This window comes from Halomonas halmophila (assembly GCF_006540005.1).
GTDB classification, from domain to species: Bacteria; Pseudomonadota; Gammaproteobacteria; order Pseudomonadales; family Halomonadaceae; genus Halomonas; species Halomonas halmophila.
The window spans coordinates 23064-46550 of record NZ_BJOC01000034.1 but is presented as its reverse complement, the minus strand read 5'-3'; the positions used below and the strand labels follow the sequence as shown (position 1 = coordinate 46550).

Annotated in this window: 22 protein-coding genes and 3 tRNA genes; 10 read left to right on the top strand and 15 right to left on the bottom strand. The window is 64.8% G+C overall.

All coding sequences use genetic code 11. The features are described from left to right. Positions 1 to 35: 35 nt before the first annotated feature. From hisF to hisB, 4 genes are all read right to left on the bottom strand, one after another. A complete protein-coding gene (gene hisF, locus HHA01_RS12160; protein ID WP_141321052.1) occupies positions 36 to 809 on the bottom strand; it encodes an imidazole glycerol phosphate synthase subunit HisF in 774 nt (257 codons plus the stop codon). 3 nt (positions 810 to 812) lie between these two features. Continuing rightward, positions 813 to 1565, bottom strand: coding sequence for a 1-(5-phosphoribosyl)-5-[(5-phosphoribosylamino)methylideneamino]imidazole-4-carboxamide isomerase (gene hisA, locus HHA01_RS12155; RefSeq protein ID WP_141321050.1), 753 nt, complete (start codon positions 1563 to 1565; stop codon positions 813 to 815). A 26-nt stretch (positions 1566 to 1591) separates the two neighbouring features. After that, positions 1592 to 2233 (bottom strand): imidazole glycerol phosphate synthase subunit HisH, encoded by a 642-nt coding sequence (hisH, locus tag HHA01_RS12150; protein WP_141321048.1) that lies wholly within the window; start codon positions 2231 to 2233, stop codon positions 1592 to 1594. 107 nt (positions 2234 to 2340) lie between these two features. Continuing rightward, positions 2341 to 2934 (bottom strand): imidazoleglycerol-phosphate dehydratase HisB, encoded by a 594-nt coding sequence (gene hisB, locus HHA01_RS12145; protein ID WP_141321046.1) that lies wholly within the window; start codon positions 2932 to 2934, stop codon positions 2341 to 2343. A gap of 179 nt (positions 2935 to 3113) precedes the next feature. On the opposite strand from hisB, the gene HHA01_RS12140 reads away from it, so the two are divergent. The 7 genes from HHA01_RS12140 (at position 3114) to HHA01_RS12110 (ending at position 7794) form a co-directional block, all read left to right on the top strand. Then, positions 3114 to 3569 (top strand): acetyl-CoA sensor PanZ family protein, encoded by a 456-nt coding sequence (locus HHA01_RS12140; RefSeq protein ID WP_141321044.1) that lies wholly within the window; start codon positions 3114 to 3116, stop codon positions 3567 to 3569. Then, positions 3566 to 5878, top strand: coding sequence for an AsmA family protein (locus HHA01_RS12135; protein WP_141321043.1), 2313 nt, complete (start codon positions 3566 to 3568; stop codon positions 5876 to 5878). The genes HHA01_RS12140 and HHA01_RS12135 overlap by 4 nt, the downstream gene beginning before the upstream one ends. 67 nt (positions 5879 to 5945) lie before the next feature. Continuing rightward, the gene (mutY, locus tag HHA01_RS12130) at positions 5946 to 7052 is read left to right on the top strand and encodes an A/G-specific adenine glycosylase (protein WP_141321041.1); all 1107 of its coding nucleotides are present in this window, start codon (positions 5946 to 5948) and stop codon (positions 7050 to 7052) included. A 28-nt stretch (positions 7053 to 7080) separates the two neighbouring features. Next, the gene (locus HHA01_RS12125; RefSeq protein ID WP_141321039.1) at positions 7081 to 7353 is read left to right on the top strand and encodes an oxidative damage protection protein; all 273 of its coding nucleotides are present in this window, start codon (positions 7081 to 7083) and stop codon (positions 7351 to 7353) included. A 162-nt stretch (positions 7354 to 7515) separates the two neighbouring features. Continuing rightward, positions 7516 to 7591 (top strand) — tRNA-Phe (locus HHA01_RS12120). Positions 7592 to 7598: 7 nt separating this feature from the next. After that, positions 7599 to 7673, top strand: a tRNA-Gln gene (locus HHA01_RS12115). A 45-nt stretch (positions 7674 to 7718) separates the two neighbouring features. Further along, positions 7719 to 7794, top strand: a tRNA-Thr gene (locus HHA01_RS12110). 303 nt (positions 7795 to 8097) lie between these two features. On the opposite strand, the gene HHA01_RS12105 is transcribed toward HHA01_RS12110, so the two are convergent. The 3 genes from HHA01_RS12105 to HHA01_RS12095 are packed head-to-tail and all read right to left on the bottom strand — an operon-like array spanning position 8098 to position 11098. After that, the gene (locus HHA01_RS12105) at positions 8098 to 8793 is read right to left on the bottom strand and encodes a polysaccharide deacetylase family protein (RefSeq protein WP_218023809.1); all 696 of its coding nucleotides are present in this window, start codon (positions 8791 to 8793) and stop codon (positions 8098 to 8100) included. Continuing rightward, positions 8790 to 9923 carry a glycosyltransferase gene (locus HHA01_RS12100; RefSeq protein WP_141321035.1) on the bottom strand — a complete coding sequence of 378 codons (1134 nt, stop codon included), beginning with the start codon at positions 9921 to 9923 and terminating at the stop codon, positions 8790 to 8792. The genes HHA01_RS12105 and HHA01_RS12100 overlap by 4 nt, the downstream gene beginning before the upstream one ends. Continuing rightward, positions 9920 to 11098 carry a sulfotransferase gene (locus HHA01_RS12095; RefSeq protein WP_141321033.1) on the bottom strand — a complete coding sequence of 393 codons (1179 nt, stop codon included), beginning with the start codon at positions 11096 to 11098 and terminating at the stop codon, positions 9920 to 9922. Before HHA01_RS12095 ends, HHA01_RS12100 begins: the two co-directional genes overlap by 4 nt. A gap of 462 nt (positions 11099 to 11560) precedes the next feature. On the opposite strand from HHA01_RS12095, the gene HHA01_RS12090 reads away from it, so the two are divergent. Both HHA01_RS12090 and HHA01_RS12085 read left to right on the top strand, forming a co-directional pair. Then, complete coding sequence (locus tag HHA01_RS12090) at positions 11561 to 13207, top strand: SulP family inorganic anion transporter (RefSeq protein ID WP_141321031.1); 1647 nt, start codon at positions 11561 to 11563, stop codon at positions 13205 to 13207. A 157-nt stretch (positions 13208 to 13364) separates the two neighbouring features. Next, positions 13365 to 15005, top strand: a complete 1641-nt coding sequence (locus tag HHA01_RS12085) for a BCCT family transporter (protein ID WP_246053898.1) — start codon at positions 13365 to 13367, stop codon at positions 15003 to 15005. A 115-nt stretch (positions 15006 to 15120) separates the two neighbouring features. Here the strand turns inward: HHA01_RS12085 and betC are convergent, their stop codons facing one another. From betC to HHA01_RS12065, 4 genes are all read right to left on the bottom strand, one after another. Next, complete coding sequence (gene betC, locus HHA01_RS12080; RefSeq protein WP_141321029.1) at positions 15121 to 16635, bottom strand: choline-sulfatase; 1515 nt, start codon at positions 16633 to 16635, stop codon at positions 15121 to 15123. 164 nt (positions 16636 to 16799) lie between these two features. Then, positions 16800 to 17915 (bottom strand): potassium channel family protein, encoded by a 1116-nt coding sequence (locus HHA01_RS12075; protein WP_246053897.1) that lies wholly within the window; start codon positions 17913 to 17915, stop codon positions 16800 to 16802. A gap of 17 nt (positions 17916 to 17932) precedes the next feature. Continuing rightward, the gene (locus HHA01_RS12070) at positions 17933 to 18523 is read right to left on the bottom strand and encodes a YjaG family protein (RefSeq protein ID WP_141321027.1); all 591 of its coding nucleotides are present in this window, start codon (positions 18521 to 18523) and stop codon (positions 17933 to 17935) included. Between the two features lie 24 nt (positions 18524 to 18547). Beyond that, positions 18548 to 18841 (bottom strand): MGMT family protein, encoded by a 294-nt coding sequence (locus HHA01_RS12065; protein ID WP_141321025.1) that lies wholly within the window; start codon positions 18839 to 18841, stop codon positions 18548 to 18550. Positions 18842 to 18889: 48 nt separating this feature from the next. On the opposite strand from HHA01_RS12065, the gene HHA01_RS12060 reads away from it, so the two are divergent. After that, positions 18890 to 19576 carry a type 1 glutamine amidotransferase gene (locus HHA01_RS12060; protein ID WP_141321023.1) on the top strand — a complete coding sequence of 229 codons (687 nt, stop codon included), beginning with the start codon at positions 18890 to 18892 and terminating at the stop codon, positions 19574 to 19576. Between the two features lie 15 nt (positions 19577 to 19591). Here HHA01_RS12060 and mnmH read toward each other — a convergent pair whose 3' ends face one another. Genes mnmH through HHA01_RS12040 form a run of 4 tightly spaced genes read right to left on the bottom strand, consistent with a single transcriptional unit; the run spans position 19592 to position 23436 of the window. Beyond that, a complete protein-coding gene (gene mnmH, locus HHA01_RS12055) occupies positions 19592 to 20689 on the bottom strand; it encodes a tRNA 2-selenouridine(34) synthase MnmH (protein ID WP_141321022.1) in 1098 nt (365 codons plus the stop codon). Beyond that, positions 20686 to 21723: a selenide, water dikinase SelD gene (gene selD, locus HHA01_RS12050; protein WP_141321020.1), complete on the bottom strand. Its 1038-nt coding sequence runs from the start codon at positions 21721 to 21723 to the stop codon at positions 20686 to 20688. Before selD ends, mnmH begins: the two co-directional genes overlap by 4 nt. A gap of 55 nt (positions 21724 to 21778) precedes the next feature. Continuing rightward, complete coding sequence (locus tag HHA01_RS12045) at positions 21779 to 22153, bottom strand: translation initiation factor Sui1 (protein WP_141321018.1); 375 nt, start codon at positions 22151 to 22153, stop codon at positions 21779 to 21781. A gap of 56 nt (positions 22154 to 22209) precedes the next feature. Further along, positions 22210 to 23436, bottom strand: coding sequence for an alpha-hydroxy acid oxidase (locus tag HHA01_RS12040; RefSeq protein WP_246053896.1), 1227 nt, complete (start codon positions 23434 to 23436; stop codon positions 22210 to 22212). Positions 23437 to 23487: the final 51 nt, after the last annotated feature.

Below are 23487 nucleotides of genomic sequence, written 5' to 3'. Positions count from 1 at the left end.
GTTTGTAAACACCCTCTGAGTCGGCCGGGGCAGGCTCAGCGACGCATCTCGATGCCGTTGTCGGTCATGTGACGCTTGGCTTCGGGGATGCTGTATTCACCGAAGTGAAAGATGCTGGCCGCCAGCACCGCGTCGGCACCGCCATCCTTGATGCCCTCCACCAGGTGGTCGAGGGTGCCGACGCCGCCGGAGGCGATCACCGGCACACTGACCGCGTCGCTGATGGCACGCGTCACACCGATGTCGAAGCCCTGACGGGTGCCGTCGCGGTCCATGCTGGTCAGCAGCAGCTCGCCGGCGCCCAGTTCGACCATCTTCTGTGCCCACTCCACGGCGTCGAGGCCGGTGGGGCGGCGTCCGCCATGGGTGAAGATTTCCCAGCGCGGGGTCTCGCCGTCCGCGGAGACTCGCTTGGCGTCGATGGCGACGACGATGCACTGGCTGCCGAAGCGTTCGGCGGCCTCGTACACGAAGTCGGGGTCGTGCACGGCGGCGGTATTGATCGAGACCTTGTCGGCGCCGGCGTTGAGCATGGTGCGGATGTCATCGCAGGTGCGAATGCCGCCGCCCACGGTCAATGGAATGAAGACCTCTCCGGCGATGCGCTCGACCATTTCCACCGTGGTGGCGCGGTCCTCGTGGCTGGCGGTGATGTCGAGGAAGGTGATCTCATCGGCGCCCTGGTGGTTGTAGCGCTGGGCGACTTCCACCGGGTCGCCGGCATCGCGGATACCCACGAAGTTGACGCCCTTGACCACCCGGCCTGCGTCGACGTCCAGGCAGGGAATGATGCGCTTGGCGAGTCCCATGATTCAGCTCCCGGTTCGGTGGCGGGTGAGTTCGTCGCACAGCCGCTGGCCTGCGGCCACGTCCAGGCTGCCTTCGTAGATGGCGCGGCCGGTGATGGCGCCGAGGATACCCGGCTCCTCGGCCTCGATCAGGGCGCGCAGGTCATCCAGGTTGGTGACGCCGCCGGAGGCGATTACCGGCAGGCCGCCCTGGCGGGCCAGTTCGGCGGTGGCTTCGATGTTGACGCCGCCCATCATGCCGTCCCGGGCGATGTCGGTGTAGACGATGGCCGAGACACCGTCGTCGGCGAAGCGCTTGGCCAGCTCGGTGGCCTTGAGCGTCGATACCTCGGCCCAGCCGTCGGTGGCCACGAAACCATCGCGGGCATCCAGGCCGACAGTGATGTGGCCCGGGAAGGCGCGACACATCTGGGTGACGAAGTCCGGCTCCTTGACCGCCTTGGTGCCGATGATGACCTGGGACACGCCGGCGTCCAGGTAGTGCTCGATGGTGGCTGCACTGCGAATGCCGCCGCCGATCTGAATCGGCAGCTTCGGGTAGGCGCGGGCGATCTCGGTGACGGCGTCGCCGTTGATCGGCCGTCCTTCGAAGGCGCCGTTGAGGTCGACCAGGTGCAGGTGCCGGGCACCGGCCTCGACCCAGCGGGCCGCCATGGCCACGGGGTCGTCACCGTAGGTGGTCGCGTCGTCCATGCGCCCCTGCTTGAGGCGAACGCATTGGCCATCCTTGAGGTCGATGGCGGGAATTACCAGCATGTTGAATCCTCCAGCGCGGGCGCCGTTCAGGGCATCCATTGGACGAAGTTTTCGAGCAGCCTGAGGCCGGCCCGGGAGCTCTTTTCCGGATGGAACTGCACCGCAAAGGTGGCATCGCGCCCGGTGGCCACATGGGCGTTGACGCGGCCGTAATCGGTGGCGCCGAACAGCACGCTGTCGTCATCGACCTCGACGTAGTAGCTGTGCACGAAGTAGAAGTGCTCGTTCTGGTCGATGCCTTCCCAGAGCGGATGCTTCTGATGCTGGTGCACCAGGTTCCAGCCCATGTGGGGAACCTTGCAGCGGTTGCCGCTCTCGTCGCTCATGTCGACCGGGAAGCGGCGCACCTCGCCGGGCATGAAGCCCAGGCAGTCGACGCCGCCATTTTCTTCGCTGTGCTCGTGAAGCATCTGTTGACCGACGCAGATGCCCAGCAAGGGCTTTTTCTGAGCAGCCAGCAACTCGTCGACCATGCCGCGCAGTTCGGTGCGCTCGAGCTCGCCGATGCAGTCGCGAATGGCGCCCTGGCCGGGCAGCACCAGCCGCGTGGCACCATGGATGCGCCGCGCGTCACGGGTGATCACGACGTTTTCATGGGTCACGTGCTCCAATGCCTTGGCGACGGAATGCAGGTTGCCCATTCCGTAGTCGATGACGGCAATGGTCATGGGGTCTTCCTCGTATCAGTCGACGGGTTTAGGAAGCACGGCTTGAAGAGCTGGCCGGATGAACCACTCTGTTGCGCGGTGCTTGGCGTTTGTCGTGCTTGCCGGCGTCACAGGCTACCCTTGGTAGACGGCATGCGGCCTGTCATGCGCGGGTCCTCGGCGGCGGCCATGCGCAGGGCGCGGCCGAAGGCCTTGAAGATGGTTTCCGCCTGGTGGTGGGCATTGAAGCCTTTCAGGTTGTCGATATGCAGCGTCACGCCGGCATGATTGACGAAGCCCTGAAAGAACTCCTGGAACAGTTGAGTGTCCATCTGGCCCAGCACGGCACGCGTGAACTCGACATTCATGAACAGGCCGGAGCGACCCGAGAAGTCTATCACGACTCGCGACAGGGCTTCGTCCAGTGGTACATAGGCGTGGCCGTAGCGGTAGATGCCGCGCTTGTCGCCGATGGCCCCGGCGAAGGCCTGGCCGAGCGTGATGCCCAGATCCTCGACGGTGTGGTGAGCGTCGATGTGCAGGTCGCCGCTAACCTGCATGTCGATGTCGATCAAGCCATGACGTGCCACCTGGTCGAGCATATGATCGAGGAAGTGCACGCCGGACTCGCCGCTGAGCTGCCCCTGCCCATCGAGGTCGATGGCGACCGTGATCCGGGTTTCCTTGGTGTCGCGGGTGACCGTGGCAGTACGCTCGGACATGTTGAATCTCCAGCGCCTTGGCGCTTGTCAGAATAAGACCGGCCGCAGGGGCCCGAGTCGCGCCGATGCCGGGGATGTCGACGCAACCTCGCCATTATAGTGAAACGCGACCCCGATCCGCTACAATGCCAGCTATTCCGCCGTCGCGGTATCCGCTGCCTTTAACGGGAGGACTCTGCATGCCGGTCACGCTTCAGCGAGTCGATCAGGCAACCTGGGAGTCGGATGCCCAGGTGCGTACCGACCTGGTGCGCATTTACGTGGATGCTCCCGCCGAGCGCATGCCGCAGGCGCCGGAGGACTTCGTGAGCGAGCATCTGGCCGAGGCGGCACGCTTTTTCTGCTGCGCGCACTTCAATGACCGGCTGCTCGGGGCGGTGGCCGTGACGCCCCACCCCGAGGCCTGGTGGCTCGGCCACCTGTGCGTGCGCAAGTCGACCCGGCGCCGCGGTGTCGGCTCGCGACTGCTCACCCTGACGCACCAGTCGGCCAGCCAGGAAGGGCGTGAGCTGCGCGTGATAAGCTCGCAGCTGGACATGGCCGACCAGCTGCTGCTGAGACGCCTGGGCTATCGCCTGACACAGACGGGTGATTATTTCGAACTCGACCTGCCGCCCAAAGGAGCCGGGCCATGAAGCGAATCTTGCGTACCCTGTTAGCGACCATCGGCATTCTTGGCCTGGTCGCGGTGGCAGCGGTGGTGTTCGTGACCACCTTCTTCGATCCGGAAGATCTCAAACCGCGTCTCATCGAAGTGGTGCGCGAGCACAGCGGCCTGGAGCTGGAGTTGGAAGGGCCGCTCAGCTGGTCCTTCTACCCGCGCCTGGGGGTCAGTGTGGAGTCGGCCGAAGCGCGGCTGCCGGATCAGCCACCCGAGGAGCGGCCCTTTGCCGCCTTCGAGCATGGCGAGGTCAGCCTGGCGTTCGCGCCACTGCTGGGCGGCGAGATTGCCATCGAGGGTCTGACCATTGATGGCCTGCGCCTCAACCTGGTACGCGATGCCGAAGGTCGCGGCAACTGGCAGGTGCTGATGGAGCGTCTGCGTGAACGCGGTGAGCAGGCCGAGCAGGCCCTGGCGCCGGCCAGCGCCGGGCCCAATCCAGAGGCGGATGGCAGTGCCCTGTCAGTTGCACTCAATATCGCCAGCGTTCAGGTGCGCCAGGGGCAGGTCAATTACCGGGACCTGCAGACAGGCCGCGAAATGACTCTGCAGCAGCTCAACGTAACCGGCAGCAACGTCAACCCGGATCAGGCGTTCCCGCTCAATGCCAGCCTGCGCCTGATTCTCGACGACAACAAGGCCAATGAGGCGCCGCTGCTGATCAGTGATGTCACGCTCAAGACACAGGTCGACCTGGGCCTGGCCGAGGGGCGACATGTGCTTCAGGACTTGGCCCTGCAGGCCGAATCGCGCTTCGCGGGCGATGAGTCGGCGCAGAAGGCCAGCCTGAATGCCGCCGAGGCGATCCTCGACCTGGACCAGCAGCAGCTCCAGCTGACCGATGGGCAGCTGGATGTCAGCCTGCTCGACCCGCGGCTCGGCGAGAAGCGTCTGCCACTGGCCATGGGCTTTCAACTGGATGCCGATCTTGAGGAACATAGTGCTCATCTACGCGAGGTCGAGCTGACCGGTCCCGATGGCCTCGAGCTGACCGGTAACCTCAGGTTCAGCGAGCTGCTCTCGGCGCCTGTCTATCGTGGTCAGGCAAGCCTGGCGACTCTCTCGCTGCGTCCCTGGCTGAGCCGGCTGCAGGCCATGCCGACGACCTCCAGTGACGACGCTTTCGGTGAGATAGGGCTGAGCAGCTCGGTGGAGGGGGATCTCGAGCACATCGCCTTGCAGGACCTGACGCTGAAGCTCGATGGCAGCACCTTCAATGGGCAGTTGGCGGGGCGCTTTGATGCCTCGAGCCTGACTCTCGATCTGCAGGGCGACAGCCTGAACCTGGATGATTATCTGCCGCCCCCCGAGACCCAGGACACCGCCGGCCTGAACCTGGTCGAGCGCGCTCATGCCCAGTCGGCCTCGGGTCTGTTGCCGGCTGACTGGCTGGCGCAACTGGATCTCGATGCCAGCCTCGAACTCGGCGAGCTGCAGCTGCTGCAGCAGAACTTCCGGGATGTGGTGCTGCGCCTGGAGGGTGAGCAGGGTCAGCACCGGCTGACACACTTCGAGGCCGGCTTCCATGAAGGCCAACTGGCGGCGACCGGCAGCCTCGATGCGCGGGACACGCCGCTGGCATGGCAGCTGTCGCCGACGGTCAGCAATGTGCGCCTGGGCAGCCTGATGGAGTCGCTGAACGAACAGCCCTCGGCCATCCAGGGGCGGCTGCAGAGCAGCGGTGCGCTCGAGAGCCGCGGCAACACCCTCAATGAATTGAAGCGTGGCTTGAACGGCCAGCTGGATGCCCGACTCGAGAAGGGGCAGCTCAGCGAGGTCAATATCTCCCGCCAGCTGTGCACCACGGTGGCGCGTATCGAGGGCGAGAGCACCAGCCGCGAATGGCAGCCGGGGACGCCGATTCAGCAGGCCGAGGCCAGCTTCCGGATTCGCGATGGCGTGGCGACCAGCGATGACCTTGAGGCGTCGCTGCCGGGGATCGGTGTCAGTGGCCAGGGTCAGCTCGATGTGGCCAGCGAACGTTTCGATCTCACGGCCAAGGCGCGCTTTACCGAGACGGTGGATGCGGCCTGCGAGGTCAGTCCTCGTCTCCAGGGCGTGCCGTTCCCGGTGCATTGCGAGGGGCAACTGAGTGGTGACAGTGCCGAGTGGTGCCGGTTTGATCGCCAGGCGTTGCAGGCCGCCCTGGGCGAGCTGCTGCGTCAGGAAGTGACCGAGCGCGCCGGTGAAGCGGTCAACGAGCGTCTCGACGATGCCATGGATCAACTCGAAAACAAGGCGGGCAGTGAACTTCGTGGCGCCATCGAGAGTCTATTGAATTGAGCAACCAGTAAGCCAGTCCCTGCGCCGGTCCCCGTGATCGGCGCTTTTTTGCGTGTCGAGCCAGAACATGACCGAGACAACGCCCGCCATCCTGCCGCCCGAGACCTTTCAGCGTCGTCTGCTGGAATGGTTTGATGTCCATGGGCGGCATGACCTGCCATGGCAACAACAGCGAACGCCCTACCGGGTCTGGGTCTCGGAGATCATGCTCCAGCAGACCCAGGTGACCACGGTCATCCCCTATTTCGAGCGCTTCATGGCGCGCTTTCCCGATGTCGCCGCGCTGGCCGGGGCCGAGCAGGACGAGGTGCTGCATCTGTGGACCGGCCTTGGCTATTACGCCCGTGGGCGCAACCTGCACAAGGCGGCACGCGTCGTCATGGACGAGCATGATGGGGAATTTCCGGTACACAGTCTCGATGCCATGGCCGGGCTGCCCGGAATTGGCCGTTCCACGGCCGGGGCCATCATCGCCCAGAGCACCGGCCGACGGGCCGTAATCCTGGATGGCAACGTCAAGCGCGTGCTGACCCGGCTGCATGGAGTGGAAGGCTGGCCGGGCCGTCCCGCCGTGGAGCGCCGCCTGTGGGCGCTGGCCGAGCATTACACGCCACATCAGCGGGTGGTCGATTTCACCCAGGCCATGATGGACCTGGGCGCGACCCTGTGTCGTCGTGGCCAGCCCGAATGTGGCCGCTGTCCCTTCGAAGCGGACTGTGTGGCCAATGCCCGGGGCGAGCAGAAGCGCTTCCCGGAGCCCAAGCCCAGGAAGGCCAGCCCCACGCGCCAGACCCTGATGCTGTTGCTGCAGGACGAGCAGGGGCGTGTGCTGCTTCAGCAGCGTCCGTCCAGCGGTCTCTGGGGCGGGCTCTGGAGTCTGCCACAGTTCGACGACATGGCATCGCTGCAGGCCTGGCTCGACCAGCACGCCGGCACGGCCGAGCTTGCCACCGCCTGGGCCACCTTCACCCATGTATTCAGCCACTTTCGTCTGGAAATCACGCCGCAACCGGCGAGGGTGACGCGGCTCGATAGCGTCGCCGAAGGCTGGCACTGGTACGACCCGGCCGAGCCGGCCAGCATTGGCCTGGCCGCGCCGGTGAAAGGCTTGCTGGAGGCGTTGCAACCCTTCACCCTGTCAGCCCCGGCAGGCCACGCTTCTGCCCCGGATTGAGACCCTGCTTCAGCCAAGGAGCCACCCCATGAGTCAAACCGTATTCTGCCGCAAGTATCAGCAAGAGCTCGAGGCGCTGCCGTTTCCGCCGCTGCCCGGCGAGAAAGGCCGCGAAATCCAGGCCAGTGTCTCCAAGCGTGCCTGGGACGAATGGCAGGCACAGCAGACGCGGCTGATCAATGAAAAGCACCTCAACATGCTCGACGCCACCGACCGCGCCTACCTGATGGAGCAGATGGAGCGCTTCTTCGACAACCAGGAGACCGACCAGGCGGAAGGCTATGTGCCGCCTGAAGAGTGATCCGGCGAGGGGCCGCCGCTGGTGAGCGACCGACGGCCGGGAACCGACCCTGTCGGTGCGGCAGTTCGTATCGCGGGACGCTGTCACCTCACTGAAGAGAGAATTGAACAGAAAAGGTTGACGCAAAACAGGGTTTAGGGTTTAATACGCACCGTTGGCGCGGGCCAGATAGCTCAGTCGGTAGAGCAGTGGATTGAAAATCCTCGTGTCGGCGGTTCGATTCCGTCTCTGGCCACCACAACTGCTGGGGTATCGCCAAGTGGTAAGGCACTGGTTTTTGGTATCAGCATGCGCAGGTTCGAATCCTGCTACCCCAGCCACGTCAACGCTTTTACGTTCTGCTTCCCAAGCTGAGATCGTTCCGAGCCGACATAGCTCAGTTGGTAGAGCAACTGACTTGTAATCAGTAGGTCCCGGGTTCGACTCCTGGTGTCGGCACCATCGGAATTTTCCCAGCAGATTAACAGATTGCAGAACGCAAGAAACCGCCCTCGAAGGCGGTTTTTTTGTGTGTGCGTACAATTCGACGCACAGATTCCTTCCTGATCCCCTCCTTCTCCACTCGGCCTCACGGCCGGCGCGCGCTGACAACGCCATGCGCCTTGCCGTCAGTCTCCTCGACGATGTGTGCGACGTTGCTTTTTCTCGCCATAGAGCGGCAGGGATCAGATGCTTTCGGGTCACCCTCTATCTAGCCAGCAACGGTGTGCATGTATCGGTGCCGGGCGCAGGGACTATGTCGGCCTAGCCACGGTGCTGGTCGTAAAGCAGGGCTTGCCAGGGTTCGGCGATGAGGCGTTGCAGGTCCTGTGCCAGGCGCAGTTCGGGGTCGTAGGGGTGAATGCTGAGGCGTAGCGGGCGTTCGCCGCGTCGTGCCTGGCGGATCTGGAGCCGGTTCCAGGTCCGGAGTGCCTGCTCGCGCCAGCGCGTGTCGGCCTCGAAACCGACCAGCGGGAGCTTGTCGAGCTGCCCACTCTGCAGGTCAATAATGCCGCGTGTGACCTCGATGCGTTGATAGGGCAGGGTCATGAGGCGCGATCGCGGAATTGCGCCGAGTGCCCAGGCGGGTGGCACATAGGTGCTGGGGGATGCCAGGCCGTGTTGCGGAAACCAGTCGGCGGCGGCCTGCATGAGCCGGGCGATGGCGTCGCCGTCGAGCGCCAGGTGTTCCCCCGCGTGACGCGAGAGCAGGGCGGCGTGCAGGCGATGCCGGAGCCCCTTGATCCGCCAGGCATGGTGGTGCCAGCCATGGGCGGCGAGCTCCAGTCCCTCCTGCTGCCAGCGGGCGAGGGTGGCGATGTCGCTGGGCTGCCAGTCCTTGCCGGGCACGACCAGCAGCGTCAGGTTCGCGTGACCCTGCGCTCTCAGCGTGTCGATGATCGAGGCGACGCGCGGCAGGGTGTGCGGCATGACATCGTGGATCGAGAGCAGGGCTTTCATGGTCGGGCGGTGGCCTGTGCGGTCAGTACGCCAAGCCATTGCTCGAGCGTGTCGTCATTGAGCTGCAGGGCAGCTTCCCGCGCGCGGGAGGCCACCTCGGTCAGGAAACCGGGCGGGCTGGCCTGTAGACGGCCGATGGCATCGCTCAGGGTTTCGCCGTGATGGATCTTGCAAAGTCCAGTCGCGAGCTGTGGCCAGTCATGAATGCCGATGTTGTCGGACACCAGTGCCGGGCGGCCGCGTGCCATGGCTTCCAGGGCGATGGAACCGAAGGTCTCCTGGTGAGACGGCAGTACCAGCAGGCTGGAGTCGTCGATCAGTTGGCGTAATGCATCACGCGACAGCCAACCCCGGTAGTCGAGGTTGGGCAGTTCGCTGGCGGCGGCTTCGACCCGGGACTTGAGAGGGCCATCGCCGCCGATCACGAAGCGGATGGACGGCCAGTGGCGCGCGGCCTCGAGGATGGTGTCGATGTTCTTTTCCGCCGCCAGTCGGCCCGCGAAGCAGACCTGCTGCAGGCCTTCCGGCAGCGGGGCGGGTGGCGTTTCCGCAAAGTTGCGGGCCAGGGGGGTGCCCATCACATCGCATTGCCTGGCACCCAGGCCCATGACCGTATCGTCCAGCGCCTGATTGTGGATCAGCACCGTGCTGCTGCGTTGGCAGAGAAAGCGGTTGGCGGAGCTCAGGCAGCCGCTGATCAGTTGCCGCTTGAAGGGGCGCCAGTACAGGTCGGCCAGGCCCTCGAAGTGAGTGTGGTAGGCGGAAATGAAGCCGCATTGATGGCGGCGGGCCATCCAGGGGCCGAGCAGGCCGTAAGGGCCGGGTGTCACGCTGACGATGACATGCGGTCGAATCTGCGCCAGGGTACGGCGAATCCTGACGGGGTTGGGCGCCGCGACATGCTGGGTGGCATCGCCCGGCAGGGGGAAGCGGAAAGGGTGGAAGCCGTTCGACGCTTCAGGCTGCAGGATCTCGACACATTCGACGCGGGATCGCAGTTGATCGATCAGGTCGTGGTAGTAGGAGCCGGTGCCATTGCGTTCGGCCAGGGAGTCGGAGAAGAAGGCAATGCGCAACTGGTGCACGGCGATGCCGGACTCGGGCTGTAAGGGGGTGGCTGTCTCGTTCACGTGCTGATCCTGATTCGCTGAGGCAGGGCGAGGAGGCCCAGGTAAGCCGGCTGCATGACGGCTTCCATGGTGTCACGCGGGATCGCCAGTGACTCGGCCGTATGCTGGTGCCGACTCGCGGTACCGGCGGGCAACTGCTGTACATGGTGCGCCAGCTCCGGGCCCATTGGTTCGCCGATCCATGCCATTGCTCGGGTGATGAGGAGTGACGGCTGCTCACGCAGGTCGTCCATGTCGATGACCGCTCCCTGGGACATTGACCCGTCAGCCAGGGTGTCGTTCAGGTGGTCGAGTGTCTCGCCGAACATGGCGAGGAAGTCGTGTTGAAACCGCGCACTGTCTGCTTTGGTGCCGAACAGCTCGGCTGCGCTGCGAACCGAACTGAGTTGGGAACTCAGCGCCGCGACGGGGTCGCGCACACAGACCATGAAGCGGGCCTCGGGAAACTGCTGCCGGAGCCCGTCCAGCCAGGAGCCGAAGGCGGCATTCTTGGAGAGCAGGCGACGTTGCTGCCCATCGGCATACAAGTGGCGTTGCAGGCTGCGCTCGTAAAAGCGTAACAGGCGCCGGCGCCGTCCGGGACTCATCCGGCGGTCGAAGTGGCCCAGCTCGTAGAGGCCGGGGCTGCCCGGAAATACCAGCATGAGGATGAAGCAGCCACCGGCGGGCAACAGCGTCAGGTAGTCTTCTTCGGCGGCGTGTAGACCGACATCATGGATGGCGGCGAAGTCACCGACCGCGCGCCGGATGATGGCGTCCAGGCCGCGCCGCCCCCATCCTCCCAGGGCGTGGTCCAGCTTGCCGAGCCCGCGTAGCAGCTTGCGTTGCGTGATCGAGGGCGCCAGCAGGGCTTCCCAGGTGGTGAGCGTGGTATAGCCTCGACGGTCCATGGCCAGGGTGCGATGCAGGAAGGTGGTGCCACTGCGCGGCAGGCCGGTAATGAACAGGGCTCGACCGACCCTCACGCCGCGATAACGCGGAAACAGCAGCTCATCCAGCAACAGGCAGAGGGTATGAACGCCCTGGACCAGCAGGAAGAGGGGCATGCCGAGTACCAGCAGCAGGGCACGGCGTGGCCTCATGGGGGCACGGGGGCCGCGCCAGGCAACCAGGGCCCGACACCACCAGCGGCAATGCAGGGCCAGGCCTTCCAGCAATGTGATGAGTGTCGTCATGAGGCAGAGGGTATCAACTTGTCGGTGCAGGAACAGCGGGGCATCGCGGCCGAGCCAGTCAAGAGGGGGTGCATCATGGCCATCCGGCCACGGGATCGGCTCCCGGTCCAGCCGTCAGGGTCAAGCCGGTTACTCTGCGCTGTCGCTCATTACTATTTGATGACAGCGCCGCAGCGCCTGCCCGCCGGCTTCGGCACCGAGGCGGCGGCCGCGCATGACGCGCTAGGCTAACCTCTGCTTGGCCTCAGGGTACAAATAAATCATTGGTATGACAGGCTTTACCCCTTCATTGTGAATGCATCGAAACAACGCCGTTGTGAGCGCCACAATGGCTTACCTCGTAGGGTGATTCCTCATGATGCATGCCGTTGACCGAGCCATGAAGCTCATCCGATCCAGATCTGGTTCCGTCCTGCCCCGCTGCTCGGTACTCCCCCGGCGAGCGCTATCGGGGCAGTCCTGATGCGTGGTGCCAGCGGGGACCGCACGGCATCCACCCGGCTGCGCCGGTATCTGCCGTTTCTCGACTGGATGCCCCGGCAGACGCCGCGCTCGCTACGCACGGACGCCATCGCTGGCCTGACCGGTGCCGTGCTGGTGCTGCCGCAGGGCGTCGCCTATGCACTGCTGGCCGGCCTGCCGCCGGAATACGGGCTGTATGCGGCCATCGTGCCGGTCATCCTGGCGGCGCTGTTCGGCTCATCGCGGCAAATGGTCAGTGGCCCGGTAGCGGCCTTGTCGATCGCGCTGTTTTCCACCCTGCAGCCCTTCGCCGAAGCAGGAACCAGCGAGTTCATCACCCTGGCGATGACCCTGACCTTTCTGGCGGGCGTGTTCCAGATTCTGCTGGGGGTGGCGCGCCTGGGCGCTCTGGTCGAACTGGTCTCGCATTCGGTGATCACGGGGTTCACGGCCGGGGCGGCGCTGATCATTGCCGCCAGCCAGCTGCCCCATGCACTGGGCCTCGAGGCAGTCGAAAACGGCAATTTCCTGTCGTTATGGCCTCAGCTGCTGACCCGTCTCGATGCCATTCAGCCCCTAGCGCTGTTGATCACGGCGGCCACCATTCTCATTTGCCTGGCCTTTCAGCGCTGGTTGCCACGCTGGCCGGGCATGATCGTGGCGATTCTGGCGACGACGCTACTGGCGGCCTGGCTCGATCCGCAGGGCCAGAGCATTCAGCGGGTAACCGAGGTGCAGGCAGGACTGCCGCCGCTCTCGGCGCCGGATCTGTCGCTGGAAAACCTGCGCCTCTTGACGCCCGGCGCCATGGCGCTGGGCCTGCTCGGCCTGGTGCAGGCCGTGGCCATCTCGCGCGCCATTGCGGCCAGCACGGGGCAGCGGCTCGACAACAATCAGGAGTTCATCGGCCAGGGGATCGCCAATCTGGGGGGCGCCTTCTTTTCCGGCTATGTCTCCTCGGGGTCGCTGACCCGCTCGGGGCTCAATGCCAGCGCCGGGGCCTGCTCGCCCATGGCAGCCCTGTTCTCGGCCCTGTTTCTGATACCCATTCTGCTGCTGGCGTCGCCCTTGCTGCAGTTCATTCCCATGCCCGCCATTGCCGGACAGCTGCTGCTGGTCGCCTTCAAGCTGGTCGACCGGCAAAGCATTCGCGAGGCCCTGACCCTGAGTCATTCGGAAGCCACGGTGCTGCTGATCACCTTCTTCAGCACCTTGTTGCTGGCGATGGAGTTCGCGATCTATCTGGGCGTGCTGGCGTCCTTGATCTTTTACCTGCGACGCACCACGCGCCCGCCCGTGGTGGAGAGTGACCTGAACCAGGCGCCGCCGACGCTCCAGCAGACCATCGGTGAGGCGGGCTGTCAGGTTCTGCGTATCGATGGCTCGCTGTTTTTCGGTGCCTGCGACTCGGTGGCCAAACGGCTGGAATATGTCGACCAGCCCAACCTGGTGATCCTGGCCGCGGGCATCAACTTCATCGACCTGAGTGGCATTCATCTGCTGCAGCGCCAGGCGCGCCGCTGCCATGCGCGCGGCGGAAAGCTCTACCTGGCCTGGACCAAACCCAGCGTGGTGGCGCGCCTGCAGCGCGTCGGCCTGGTCACCGAGGATCCTCGCGATGAGCAGCCGGTGGTGATCGTCCTCTAGGACTCCGCCAGAACGGAATATATCGGTTTCCCCGCCCGCCATCGCCATCGCCGTCGGCGCTGGCGGGCTCTGCCCTTGGCAGGTGTGACGTGCCTGCCGTCTCTCGAAACTGCAAAACAACAATCACCATGATAACGACGACAAGGAGAAGCCTAATATGAGCTCCTCGAAAGAACCGCTATCGCCGCCTGGCGCGGACGATATGCACACCGACTATGTGGTCGGACAGGATAATATCGAAGGCAGTATCGGTCCTGTCGGCTTCGACATTCACAACCGGGTCTTCATCGTCTCCGCGCTGGCGTCGGTGGTCTTCATCGTACTGACCCTGATGTTTCCCGAGCGCGCCGGCGAATTCTTCCAGTCCATCGTCAGCTTTTCGACCGGCACCCTGGACTGGTACTTCATGATTCTGGTGGATTTCTTCATCCTGTTCTGCCTGACCCTGGTGGTGCTGCCGCATGGCAAGGTGCGCCTGGGTGGCCCGGATGCCCGGCCGGAATACGGCTATCTGTCCTGGTTCGCGCTGCTGTTCACGGCGGGTATCGGGATCGCCCTGCTGTTCTTCAGCGTGCTGGAGCCGGTGTATCACGCCAATGTGTCGCTGCCGCTGGGCATAACGTCGCCCTTCGGTGAAGAAGGTGGCCTGGATACCTCGGCAATTCCCGAAGCCACGGCCATGGGCCTGGCGGGTACCTTCCTGCATTGGGGACTGCATGGCTGGGCCGTGTATGCGGTGATGGCCCTGGCGCTGGCCATCTTCACCTACAACAAGGGATTGCCGTTTTCCATCCGCTCGGTCTTTTTCCCGATCCTGGGTGATCGTGTCTGGGGCTGGTGGGGCCACGCCATCGATATTCTGGCGGTGTTCTCCACGCTGTTCGGCCTGGCCACGGCACTCGGCCTGGGTGCCCAGCAGGCCAATGCGGGCATGAATTTCGTCTTTGGTATCGAGGTCAACACCACCACTCAGGTGATCGTCATCGCACTGGTCACGGCCGTGGCGCTGGTGTCGGTATGGCGTGGCCTGGACGGTGGCGTGAAGCGACTCTCCGAGCTCAACATGGGCGCGTCGCTATTCTTCTTCATTTTCGTGTTGCTGGCCGGTCCCACCCTGATTGCCGTCAGCGGCATGTGGTCAGGCATTCAGCATTATGTCACGGAGTTCATTCCGCTCTCGGCGCCGTTCGGCCGTGAGGATGATGCCTATCGTCAGGCCTGGTCGGTGTTCTACTGGGCATGGTGGGTCAGCTGGGCGCCCTTCGTCGGCATGTTCGTGGCTCGGGTATCGCGTGGCCGCACCGTGCGTGAATTCGTGCTCTGTGTGCTGCTGGTACCCAGCCTGTTCATTTTCGTCTGGATGGGCGTGTTCGGCAGCACCGCACTGGAGCAGCTGTATGCCGACCCTGCCGCGAGCCTGGTCAAGGACTACGTGATCGACAGCTACCAGCCAGAGCTGGCTCTGTTCGGCATGCTCAATGAGCTGCCGCTGACCGGTGTGATGTCGACACTGGGCATCATCCTGGCGCTGGTCTTCTTCGTGACCTCCTCGGACTCCGGCTCATTGGTGATCGATACCATCACGGCCGGCGGCAAGATCGATGCGCCGCGGCCTCAGCGCATGTTCTGGGCCACGGTGGAAGGGCTGATTGCCATCGTGTTGCTGATCGGTGGTGGCTTGTCGGCGCTGCAGGCCGGTGTCACGGCAACGGCGATTCCGTTTTCCATCGTGATGCTGCTGATGTGTTACTCGATCATCCGCGGCCTGAACGGTGAGCTTCGCCATATCCGCGGCTGACAGCCTCTGCTGCCAACGTCAATAAAAGCGCCCGTACCAGCTGGTACGGGCGCTTTTGTATGCCGGTCTGGCCGACGTTTCAAGGCAGGGCTTGGCACCCTGCCCGGTTCACTGGTTACTCACCCCGCGGGTAGCGCTGGGCTTCCTCGACCTCGTTCAAGTCCATGTGATTGCGCATGTAGCGCTCGGAAGCATCCTGCAGCGGCTGATAGTCCCAGGGATAGTAATGGCCGTTGCGCAGCGCCTCGTAGACGATCAGGCGCTGGGCCTGGGAAGCGCGCACCTCGGCATCGAAGCGGGCCATGTCCCAGCGCTCGTGCACCTTGGCCTGATACTCGGCCAGCACCTCGGCGTAGTCGGGGTCTTCCGCGAGGTTGCGGGTTTCCAATGGGTCGGCTTCCAGGTCGAAGAGCTGCGGCGGATCGATCTCGCAGTGGTTGAACTTCCACTTGCCCTCGCGGATGGTCACGATCGGGGAGTAACTGCCTTCGGCGGCGTATTCCATGTAGACCGGCGCCTCGCGTTTCTCGCCGCGCGCCAGGGGCAGCAGCGACTGGCCGTCGGTGTAGGGCGCGATCGAGGACAGGTCGATCCCGACGAGGTCGGCAATGGTGGTATTGATGTCGACGATCGACACCGGATCCTCGACGTTGCGCGGCTCCAGGCCCGGTGCGGCCAGCATCAACGGCACGCGCGAAGAGCCTTCATAGGGACTCATCTTGAACCACAGGCCCTTCTCGCCAAGCATGTCGCCGTGGTCGGCACACACCACGATGATGGTGTTGTCGAGCATGCGGGTGCGTTCGAGCACATCCAGGACACCGCCGATCTTGTCGTCGATGTAGGAGATGTTGGCGAAATAGCCCTGGCGAGCGTTGCGCACATCCTGCGGCTGGATGTCGAACTTGGTGTAGTCGTTGGCCTCGAAGACGCGCTGGGAATGCGGGTCGAGCTCATCGAACGGCACGGCGCCCTGTTGCGGCTCGAGGTGCTCGCAGTCGTTGTACAGGTCCCAGTACTTGCGGCGCGCCACATAGGGGTCGTGCGGGTGGGTGAAGCTGACGCAGAGGGCCCAGGGGCGGTCGTCATGACCGCGCGACAGGTCGAAGAGCTTCTGCTCGGCGTGGAAGGCGACTTCGTCGTCGTATTCCATCTGGTTGGAAATCTCGGCGACCCCGGCGCCGGTCACCGAGCCCAGATTGTGGTACCACCAGTCGATGCGCTCGCCCGGCCGGGTGTAGTCCGGCGTCCAGCCGAAGTCGGCCGGGTAGACATCGGTGGTCAGGCGTGTCTCGAAGCCGTGGAGCTGATCGGGGCCGACGAAGTGCATCTTGCCCGACAGGCAGGTGGAGTAGCCGGCACGGCGCAGATGGTGGGCCCAGGTCGGAACACTGGAGGGAAACTCCGCCGCATTGTCATAGACGCCGGTGCGGCTCGGCAACTGGCTCGACATGAAGGCGGCACGCCCCGGTGCGCACAGGTAGCTCGGCGTGTAGGCGTTGTTGAAGTTGACCGCGCGCTTGGCCAGTTTCTTGAGATTGGGCGCGTGCAGAAAGTCGGCAGGACCATTCTCGAACAGCGTGCCATTGAGCTGGTCGGCCATCAGGACCAATACGTTGGGTTGCGTCATGGGGCAATCTCCCTGGCGAATATTGTTGGCGTCGGAGCCGGATACGAGGCCGTCTCCGATGTCTCAACAATGACGTCTGCAGGGCTCGTCGACCAACGATTTATTTGCCCCCTGAGGCCAAACTCAATTTGGGCTCGAGTGCCCGCCCTTGAGGGCCTCGTGCATCATGTCCGGGTGCCGTCCAGCGCCCAGTTGAAGTCATTGATGCGTTCATCGGCGATGTAATACAGCACGGCCCCGGGCGCGACCGACATGGCGAGCGAGGGATTGATGGAGATGGGGTCGCGGTGGCTGGCGGCGACGCCGATCAGGGTGGCGTCATAGCGCTCCTTGAAGAGGTGGAAGAGCGTTTTCAGCTCGACGCTGTGCTGGCCGGCATACTCGATGGAATATTGCGTCATGCCCTGATCGACACTCAGCAGTTCGTGCTGCACGCGGCTGGAGCCCGGGTCCATGGCGGCCTTGGCCAGCATTTCGGTGGCCACGGACGGCATGGGCTCGATATTGGGCAGGTGGCGCTTGAGCAGCTGGCCCATGTGCTGGTCGTGGAAGTAGGTGATGACGTGGGCGTCGGGATTGGCGTTGCAGACGAAGAGGGCGGCCGAGGAGGTGGCGTCGTCGTCCTGGCAGTCGATGATGATCCGCGCCGCGCGCTCGACGCCGGTCCGCCGCATGCCTTCTTCGTCGGTGAAGCTCGAGACCCGCACGAAGCCGATACGATCGGGGATGGGGTTCTCCATCTCGGTGCGCACGCACAAGGCCAGCGGGCGCTTGTCGGCATGATACTCGAGCTCGCGCAGCAGCAGCCTCAGCAGTTGCAGCGTATGCTCCTCGTTCCAGCCAATCACCAGGATGTGCTGGTCGTAATCAAGCGTATCCAGACCCATCACGCCTTTTCTCCACAGAAAGGAAATATGTGCCGCCAGGCGGCCGATGAGGATACCGAAGAGCCCGAGCCCCAGCGGAATGACGAACAGGCTGGTCACCCATCTGCCTGCCGAGGTGACCGGGGAGAAGTCGCCATAGCCGACGGTCGATGCCGTGACCACGATCCAGTAAAAGAAGTGATCGGGTGACGCAATCTCGCGCTCGCCGGAAAGCCACATCAGGACCCAGCTCGCCAGGAGGTAGAACAGCAGGGCCAGCAGCAGGTTATACCATTTGAACTCGATGAAATGGCGTACCACCAGCTGTTTGACTTTGTACAGGATATGCATGCTGAGCGGGGTTCCCGTCGTCTTGTCCGTGTTGCCGGGGCTGCCGAATGGCAGGGGCGCCATGCGTTGAATCCTGCGCCTCAGGTGTCGGCACTCAGGCCCAGGTTGCTGACGCCTTCATTGCGCCCGAGCTTTCGCATTGCCTTGATGGCGTCCTTGTCGAGTCTGGCCTGGGCGGCTTCGAGCGCGGCGTCCTGAAAGTCGTTCTCCTCGGCCATCAAGGGGTGTTCCCGCGTCAGTTGGGCGAGCTTGTCATCATCGTCCTCACCCTCGGTCAGTTCGATGAAGGCGCGCACGCCGCCGCGCGAAGTGCGGCTGACCTCGAGGATCGAGCCCGGTGACTCGCCACGCAACGCATCGAGCAGGGCGGAGAGGGCGACCACGGCCTCCAGGGCGCGCCGGGCGCCGAAGCTGTCGTCCTCGGCGGGCGGCTCCAGCTCGGCCAGTTTGTCGGCCTGGCGGTCGAAGTCGATGCGGGCATCCTTGACGCTCAGCTGTTCCCAGACCAATGCCAGGACGGCGCGCAGGGCCTGGGGGTCGCCGTGGCCGGTGGTCTCGGCATACAGCGCGTAGTTGGGTACCAGGCGTTCGCACAGCGTCGCCATGAAGGCCTGCTGGCCGGCGGGTGTGAGGGCCTGCAGCTGATCAAAGAAGCCGGTGGATGACGACATGCATTCTCCTTGGTGAAATGGGGCTCAGGGCCAGAGGCGTTCCGCGGCGACCCGGCCGCGACTGTCGAAGGCCACGCCCTCATCGAGCAGACGGCGCCGCTGTTCGTCGGCACCGCCGTGATCGGCCAGTCGGCGCGACGCGGTGATGACGCGGAACCAGGGCAGGCCGTGGCCCGCCGGCAACTCGCGCAACGCCCTGGCGACCAGGCGTGGGGTGGCGCCCTCGGTCATGGCGGCGATGCGCCCGTAGGTGGTGACCCGGCCGGGCGGGATCTCGGCCAGGATGGTGAGGATCTGTTCCTTGAGTGCTGGCTTCATGTAACCTGCTTTCCCGGTCTGTCACTCATGCCATCGTCGAGGTCTGCCATGCATTTTCATCTGCTGCAGCATAGCCCGCACCAGGGCCCCGCTCGAATCGCCGACTGGCTGGATAGCATGGGGCATAGCCATACCGTTTTCCATCTGCATGACGGCGAGTTGACGCCCCGCCTGGCGGATGCCGACGGGCTTATCGTGCTGGATGGCCCGGACGAAGGGCAAGTCGACCCCCAAGCGACCTGGCCGCACCACGAGAACAAGCTGATTGACCGGGCGCTGGACGGCCGTAAACCCCTGCTGGGAGTCGGCTACGGGGCGCGCCGCATCGCCGAGGCCCTGGGTGCGGTGGTATCGCGCGGCACCCATGCCGCGAGCGGCTGGCACAGCGTCCGGCTGGCGCCGCAGAGCCCCTTCGACCTGCCGGAGACCTTCGAGGCGTTCATGTGGCATCGCGATATCTTTGCGCTGCCCGATGACGCCTTGCCACTGGGCGGCAGCGAGGCCGGCCCCATGCAGGGATTCAGCTGGGATGCGCAGCGCGTGATCGGCCTGCTGTTTCACATCGAAGCCACGCCCGCCAGCGCCGCGGCGATGCTGGACCACCTGCCGGCGCTGGGCAGTGGCCCCTATGTGCAGTCGCGCCGGGCCATGCTGGCGGATACGCGCCGTTTCGATCGCCAGGCGCCGTTGCTGGATCGCCTGCTCGCCCAGTGGCTGGCCAGCGTGCGTCGCTGACGCGATGCGTCGGGGTCACGCGGGCGTGGCGCTGGCCGCCCAGTCCCGTGCCGCGGCCAGGCAGCTGTCCCAGTCGCCGACGTGGAGGAAGTGCTGGTCGCTGTGCTTTTCCAGCTGATAGCGATACATGGGGTCGTAGTACTCGGTCAGCAGGGGCGCCAGCCAGGCCTCGTGGGCCTTGGGGTTGCCACGCTCGTGCTCGCGGAAGGCGAGCTCCTGCAGGCGCTGCAGGCGGGCCAGTCGGGCACTGCCCAGCCGCTTGCGCAGGCGCAGCAGGGCACTGGAAAGCTGCTTGCGCATCAGGCTCCAGCCCAGCCAGTCGCCGAACTGTCCCTGATAGACCGTCCACAGGTCGGCGATGTAGTCCTTGTGGATCTGTTCCAGTCGCCAGTCCAGCGGCATCTCCACGCGTATGCGCGGGGCACGCTGCATGCCGCGCCAGAAGGTCAACGGGATATTGGCGACGCCGATATGGCGGGACTCGTCCTCCAGGGCCAGCGGCCCGGGGAGCTCCAGCAAGCGCCGGCCCATGTCATGCTCGAAGTCGATCTGTGACGGCGCCTCCAGGGGATGTCGACCAAAGGCCGAGCCCTTGTGGCGGGCGCAGGCCTCGAGATCCAGCCCGCACTCGAGGGACTGAATCAGGCTGGTCTTGGCACAGCCGGTGAGGCCGCCGACCACCAGCTGTGGCTGCTCGGCGGCGGCATCGATGCGCGCACACAGGGCCTGGCGCATGGCCTTCCAGCCGCCGCGGATGCGCGGCCGCGGCATACCCGCCTCGGCCAGCCACTGCTGCGCGACCCGGGAGCGAAGCCCGCCGCGAAAGCAGTAGATGATGGCATCCGGGTGGCGTTCGAGCAGTGCCTGCCAGGCGGCGATCCGCTCGCGGCGCACATCGCCCGCTACCAGGCGCTCGCCCAGCTCGATGGCCGCCTGCTGACCGGCCTGCTTGTACTCGATGCCGATCCGGTGACGTTCTTCGTCGTTCATCAGCGGCAGGTTGACGGCACCGGGCAGCGAGCCCTGGCGAAATTCCACCGGGGCCCGCACATCGATCAGCACCTTGCCTGCCTGCAGTAACGCCAGATCGGGCTCGATCAGCTCGTGGCTCATCCACGTACCTCGATACGTGCCTCGCCATGGGCCGTGACGACTTCCCCGAAGGGTTCGAGCTCCAGGCCATATTCCCGCCCGAGGCGTTCGATATCGTCTTCCCAGGACGGGTGCACCGAGAGCAACAGTCCGCCGGAGGTCTGGGGATCGCACAACCACTGCCAGTGCGCCTCGTCCATGGCCGGCAGGGCCTTGCCGAGGGCCTCGCGGTTGCGTCCCGAGCCGCCGGGCACCGCCCCCTGGCGCCGATAGGCCTCGGCCTCGGCCAGGCGCGGCAGACGGCGAAAGTCGATGCGTGCCGCCACGCCACTGGCCTCGCACATCTCGGCCAGGTGGCCGGCCAGGCCGAAGCCGGTGACGTCGGTCATGGCATGCACGCCCTGGATGCGTGCCAGCGCCATGCCGATGCGGTTGGTCTCGAGCATGGTGCGGCGGGCCAGGCCCTGATGACCGGGCTCCAGGCGGCCCTGCTTCTCCGCCGTGGTCAGCATGCCCACGCCGAGCGGCTTGGTCAGATAGAGCAGGTCGCCGGGCTTGGCCCCTTTGTTGAGCTTGAGATGCTCGAGGTCGACCAGGCCGTTGACCGCCAGGCCGAAGATCGGCTCCGGGGCATCGATGGAATGCCCGCCGGCCAGTGCCAGCCCCAGCTCCCGGCACACGGCCTGGGCGCCGCCGACCACGTCCCCGGCGATATCCGCCCCGAGCTTGTCCAGCGGCCAGCCCAGGATACCCAGCGCCATGACCGGCGAGCCGCCCATGGCGAAGACATCACTGATGGCATTGGTCGCGGCGATGCGGCCGAAATCGAAGGGGTCATCGACGATCGGCATGAAAAAATCGGTAGTGGCAATCATGCCGCGGCCGTCACCCAGGTCGTAGACCGCCGCGTCCTCGCGCCCCTGGTTGCCGACGATCAGTTGCGAGCTCGAGGCGCCGGGGCCGGCCTTGGCCAGAATGCCGTCCAGCACGTCGGGGGCGATCTTGCAGCCGCAGCCGGCGCCGTGACTGTATTGGGTCAAGCGGATCGCACTCATTGGGGGTCTCCTTGGCAGATGGGGCGTGATGTATCGCACGTGGAAGCCCGGGGGATTAGCCGCCGGCGCGCTTGACCTTGAAGCCACGCTTCTCGAGCTCTTCCTGCAGGGCATCGCGCTGATCCCCCTGGATCTCGATCACGCCCTCCTTGAGTGCGCCGCCGGTGCCACAGCGCTTCTTGAGGGCCTTGGCCAGGGTCTTGAGCTCCTCGGTCTTGAGCGGCACCCCTTCCACCAGGGTCACGCCCTTGCCCTTGCGGCCCTTGGTTTCACGCCGCAGGCGCACGATGCCATCCAGTGCCGACAAGCGTTCATCCTCGGCGGCGTCGGCACAGCGGCACTCCTCCACCGGCTGCCGACAATCCGGACAGGTATCGCCGTGCTCGGTCGAGTACACCAGCCCGCTCAGTTGGTCGCGGAGAGATGCCATCTCGGGCTCCTGTTAGGGACGAATTTCACAGACCATGATACCCCGGTTTCAGGAGGTCAATCGAGGCTGTGTGCTCGTGGAGTGTGCGCCCTGTGAGCAAGCATATTGGCCTTAAGGTCGGCGATCCGGCTTACCCCCAGTAATCCAATGGCCCGGTCGAGCTCCCTTTCCAGTATTGTCAGGGCGTGCAGGACGCCAGGCTGGCCACCGGCGGCCAACCCGTAAAGGGTTGCTCGCCCAAGCCATACTGCATCCGCACCCAGTGCGAGCGCCTTGACGATATCCGTTCCGCGTCGAAAGCCGCTGTCGATGAAGAGCTGGCAGCGTTTGCCCGTTCGGCGCCTGGCCTCGGGCAACACATCCAGCGGAGAGAGGGCGTGGTCGAGCTGTCGTCCGCCATGGTTGGAGAGCACCACGCCGTCGACGCCGAGCTCGGCGGCATGCTCGGCTTCGGCAGGTGCCAGGATGCCCTTGATGATCAATCGTCCCGGCCAGAGGTCACGCAGCCAGGCGATGTCGTCCCAGTTGAGCGTCGGGTCCAGCTGCTGGCCGATGATGGCCGATGCGCCCTGCACGGATTGTTTTCCAGGCGGTAGAAGATCCCCCAGGTTCTTGAAGGTCGGCATGCCGTCGGGAACCAGCACATCGGCGGTCCAGCGCAGGCGTGACAGGAGGTGGATGAGATTGCGCAGGGTCGGCTGCATGGGTTTACGGAAGTTGCGCAGATCCCACTCACGGTTGCCGTAGATGGCACTGTCGGTGGTGACCACGAGGGTCCCGTAACCGGCATGGCGGCAGCGTTCGACCAGTTTTCGGACGTAGTCACGATCACGGTAGAAGTAGATCTGCATCCAGGCATCGAGCCCCTCAAGGGCGGCGATATCTTCCAGCGAAGTCGTGGCGACATTGCTCAGCACGAAGGGGATATCTTTACGCGAGGCGGCCGTGGCCAGCTTGACGTCGCCGTTGCGGGTCAGCATGCCGTTGTAGCCAGTCGGGCCGATCACCAGGGGCAAGGCATGGAGCGTGCCCTGCAAGGTGGTGGAAAGGTCCCGAGGACCGACCCGGGTCAATGTTCTGGGTTCAAACAAGTAGTCATCGAAGGTGTCGCGATTGTGCCGCAACGTGCGTTCGTCATCGGCGCCGCCCTGCAGATATTCATACACGAGGTGGGGGAGCCGGCGCTGAGCGATCCGCTCCAGGTCGGCGATGTTGAGGGCTCGACGGTAGTCGGTACCGGCATAAGGGCGGCGTTTCAAGGGGGCCTCCGTCTTGGGTGTCATACCAAGGTCTAGGTCGTGAGTCCTTTCGCTTCTTTCACCATACTACCATAC

Excerpts from the sequence above, each read along its gene's own strand:
- hisF (WP_141321052.1), bottom strand. The coding sequence starts at position 809 with ATGGGACTCGCCAAGCGCATCATTCCCTGCCTGGACGTCGACGCAGGC.
- hisA (WP_141321050.1), bottom strand. The coding sequence starts at position 1,565 with ATGCTGGTAATTCCCGCCATCGACCTCAAGGATGGCCAATGCGTTCGC.
- hisH (WP_141321048.1), bottom strand. The coding sequence starts at position 2,233 with ATGACCATTGCCGTCATCGACTACGGAATGGGCAACCTGCATTCCGTC.
- hisB (WP_141321046.1), bottom strand. The coding sequence starts at position 2,934 with ATGTCCGAGCGTACTGCCACGGTCACCCGCGACACCAAGGAAACCCGG.
- HHA01_RS12140 (WP_141321044.1), top strand. The coding sequence starts at position 3,114 with ATGCCGGTCACGCTTCAGCGAGTCGATCAGGCAACCTGGGAGTCGGAT.
- HHA01_RS12135 (WP_141321043.1), top strand. The coding sequence starts at position 3,566 with ATGAAGCGAATCTTGCGTACCCTGTTAGCGACCATCGGCATTCTTGGC.
- mutY (WP_141321041.1), top strand. The coding sequence starts at position 5,946 with ATGACCGAGACAACGCCCGCCATCCTGCCGCCCGAGACCTTTCAGCGT.
- HHA01_RS12125 (WP_141321039.1), top strand. The coding sequence starts at position 7,081 with ATGAGTCAAACCGTATTCTGCCGCAAGTATCAGCAAGAGCTCGAGGCG.
- HHA01_RS12105 (WP_218023809.1), bottom strand. The coding sequence starts at position 8,793 with ATGAAAGCCCTGCTCTCGATCCACGATGTCATGCCGCACACCCTGCCG.
- HHA01_RS12095 (WP_141321033.1), bottom strand. The coding sequence starts at position 11,098 with ATGACGACACTCATCACATTGCTGGAAGGCCTGGCCCTGCATTGCCGC.
- HHA01_RS12090 (WP_141321031.1), top strand. The coding sequence starts at position 11,561 with ATGCGTGGTGCCAGCGGGGACCGCACGGCATCCACCCGGCTGCGCCGG.
- HHA01_RS12085 (WP_246053898.1), top strand. The coding sequence starts at position 13,365 with ATGAGCTCCTCGAAAGAACCGCTATCGCCGCCTGGCGCGGACGATATG.
- betC (WP_141321029.1), bottom strand. The coding sequence starts at position 16,635 with ATGACGCAACCCAACGTATTGGTCCTGATGGCCGACCAGCTCAATGGC.
- HHA01_RS12075 (WP_246053897.1), bottom strand. The coding sequence starts at position 17,915 with ATGGCGCCCCTGCCATTCGGCAGCCCCGGCAACACGGACAAGACGACG.
- HHA01_RS12070 (WP_141321027.1), bottom strand. The coding sequence starts at position 18,523 with ATGTCGTCATCCACCGGCTTCTTTGATCAGCTGCAGGCCCTCACACCC.
- HHA01_RS12065 (WP_141321025.1), bottom strand. The coding sequence starts at position 18,841 with ATGAAGCCAGCACTCAAGGAACAGATCCTCACCATCCTGGCCGAGATC.
- HHA01_RS12060 (WP_141321023.1), top strand. The coding sequence starts at position 18,890 with ATGCATTTTCATCTGCTGCAGCATAGCCCGCACCAGGGCCCCGCTCGA.
- mnmH (WP_141321022.1), bottom strand. The coding sequence starts at position 20,689 with ATGAGCCACGAGCTGATCGAGCCCGATCTGGCGTTACTGCAGGCAGGC.
- selD (WP_141321020.1), bottom strand. The coding sequence starts at position 21,723 with ATGAGTGCGATCCGCTTGACCCAATACAGTCACGGCGCCGGCTGCGGC.
- HHA01_RS12045 (WP_141321018.1), bottom strand. The coding sequence starts at position 22,153 with ATGGCATCTCTCCGCGACCAACTGAGCGGGCTGGTGTACTCGACCGAG.
- HHA01_RS12040 (WP_246053896.1), bottom strand. The coding sequence starts at position 23,436 with ATGACACCCAAGACGGAGGCCCCCTTGAAACGCCGCCCTTATGCCGGT.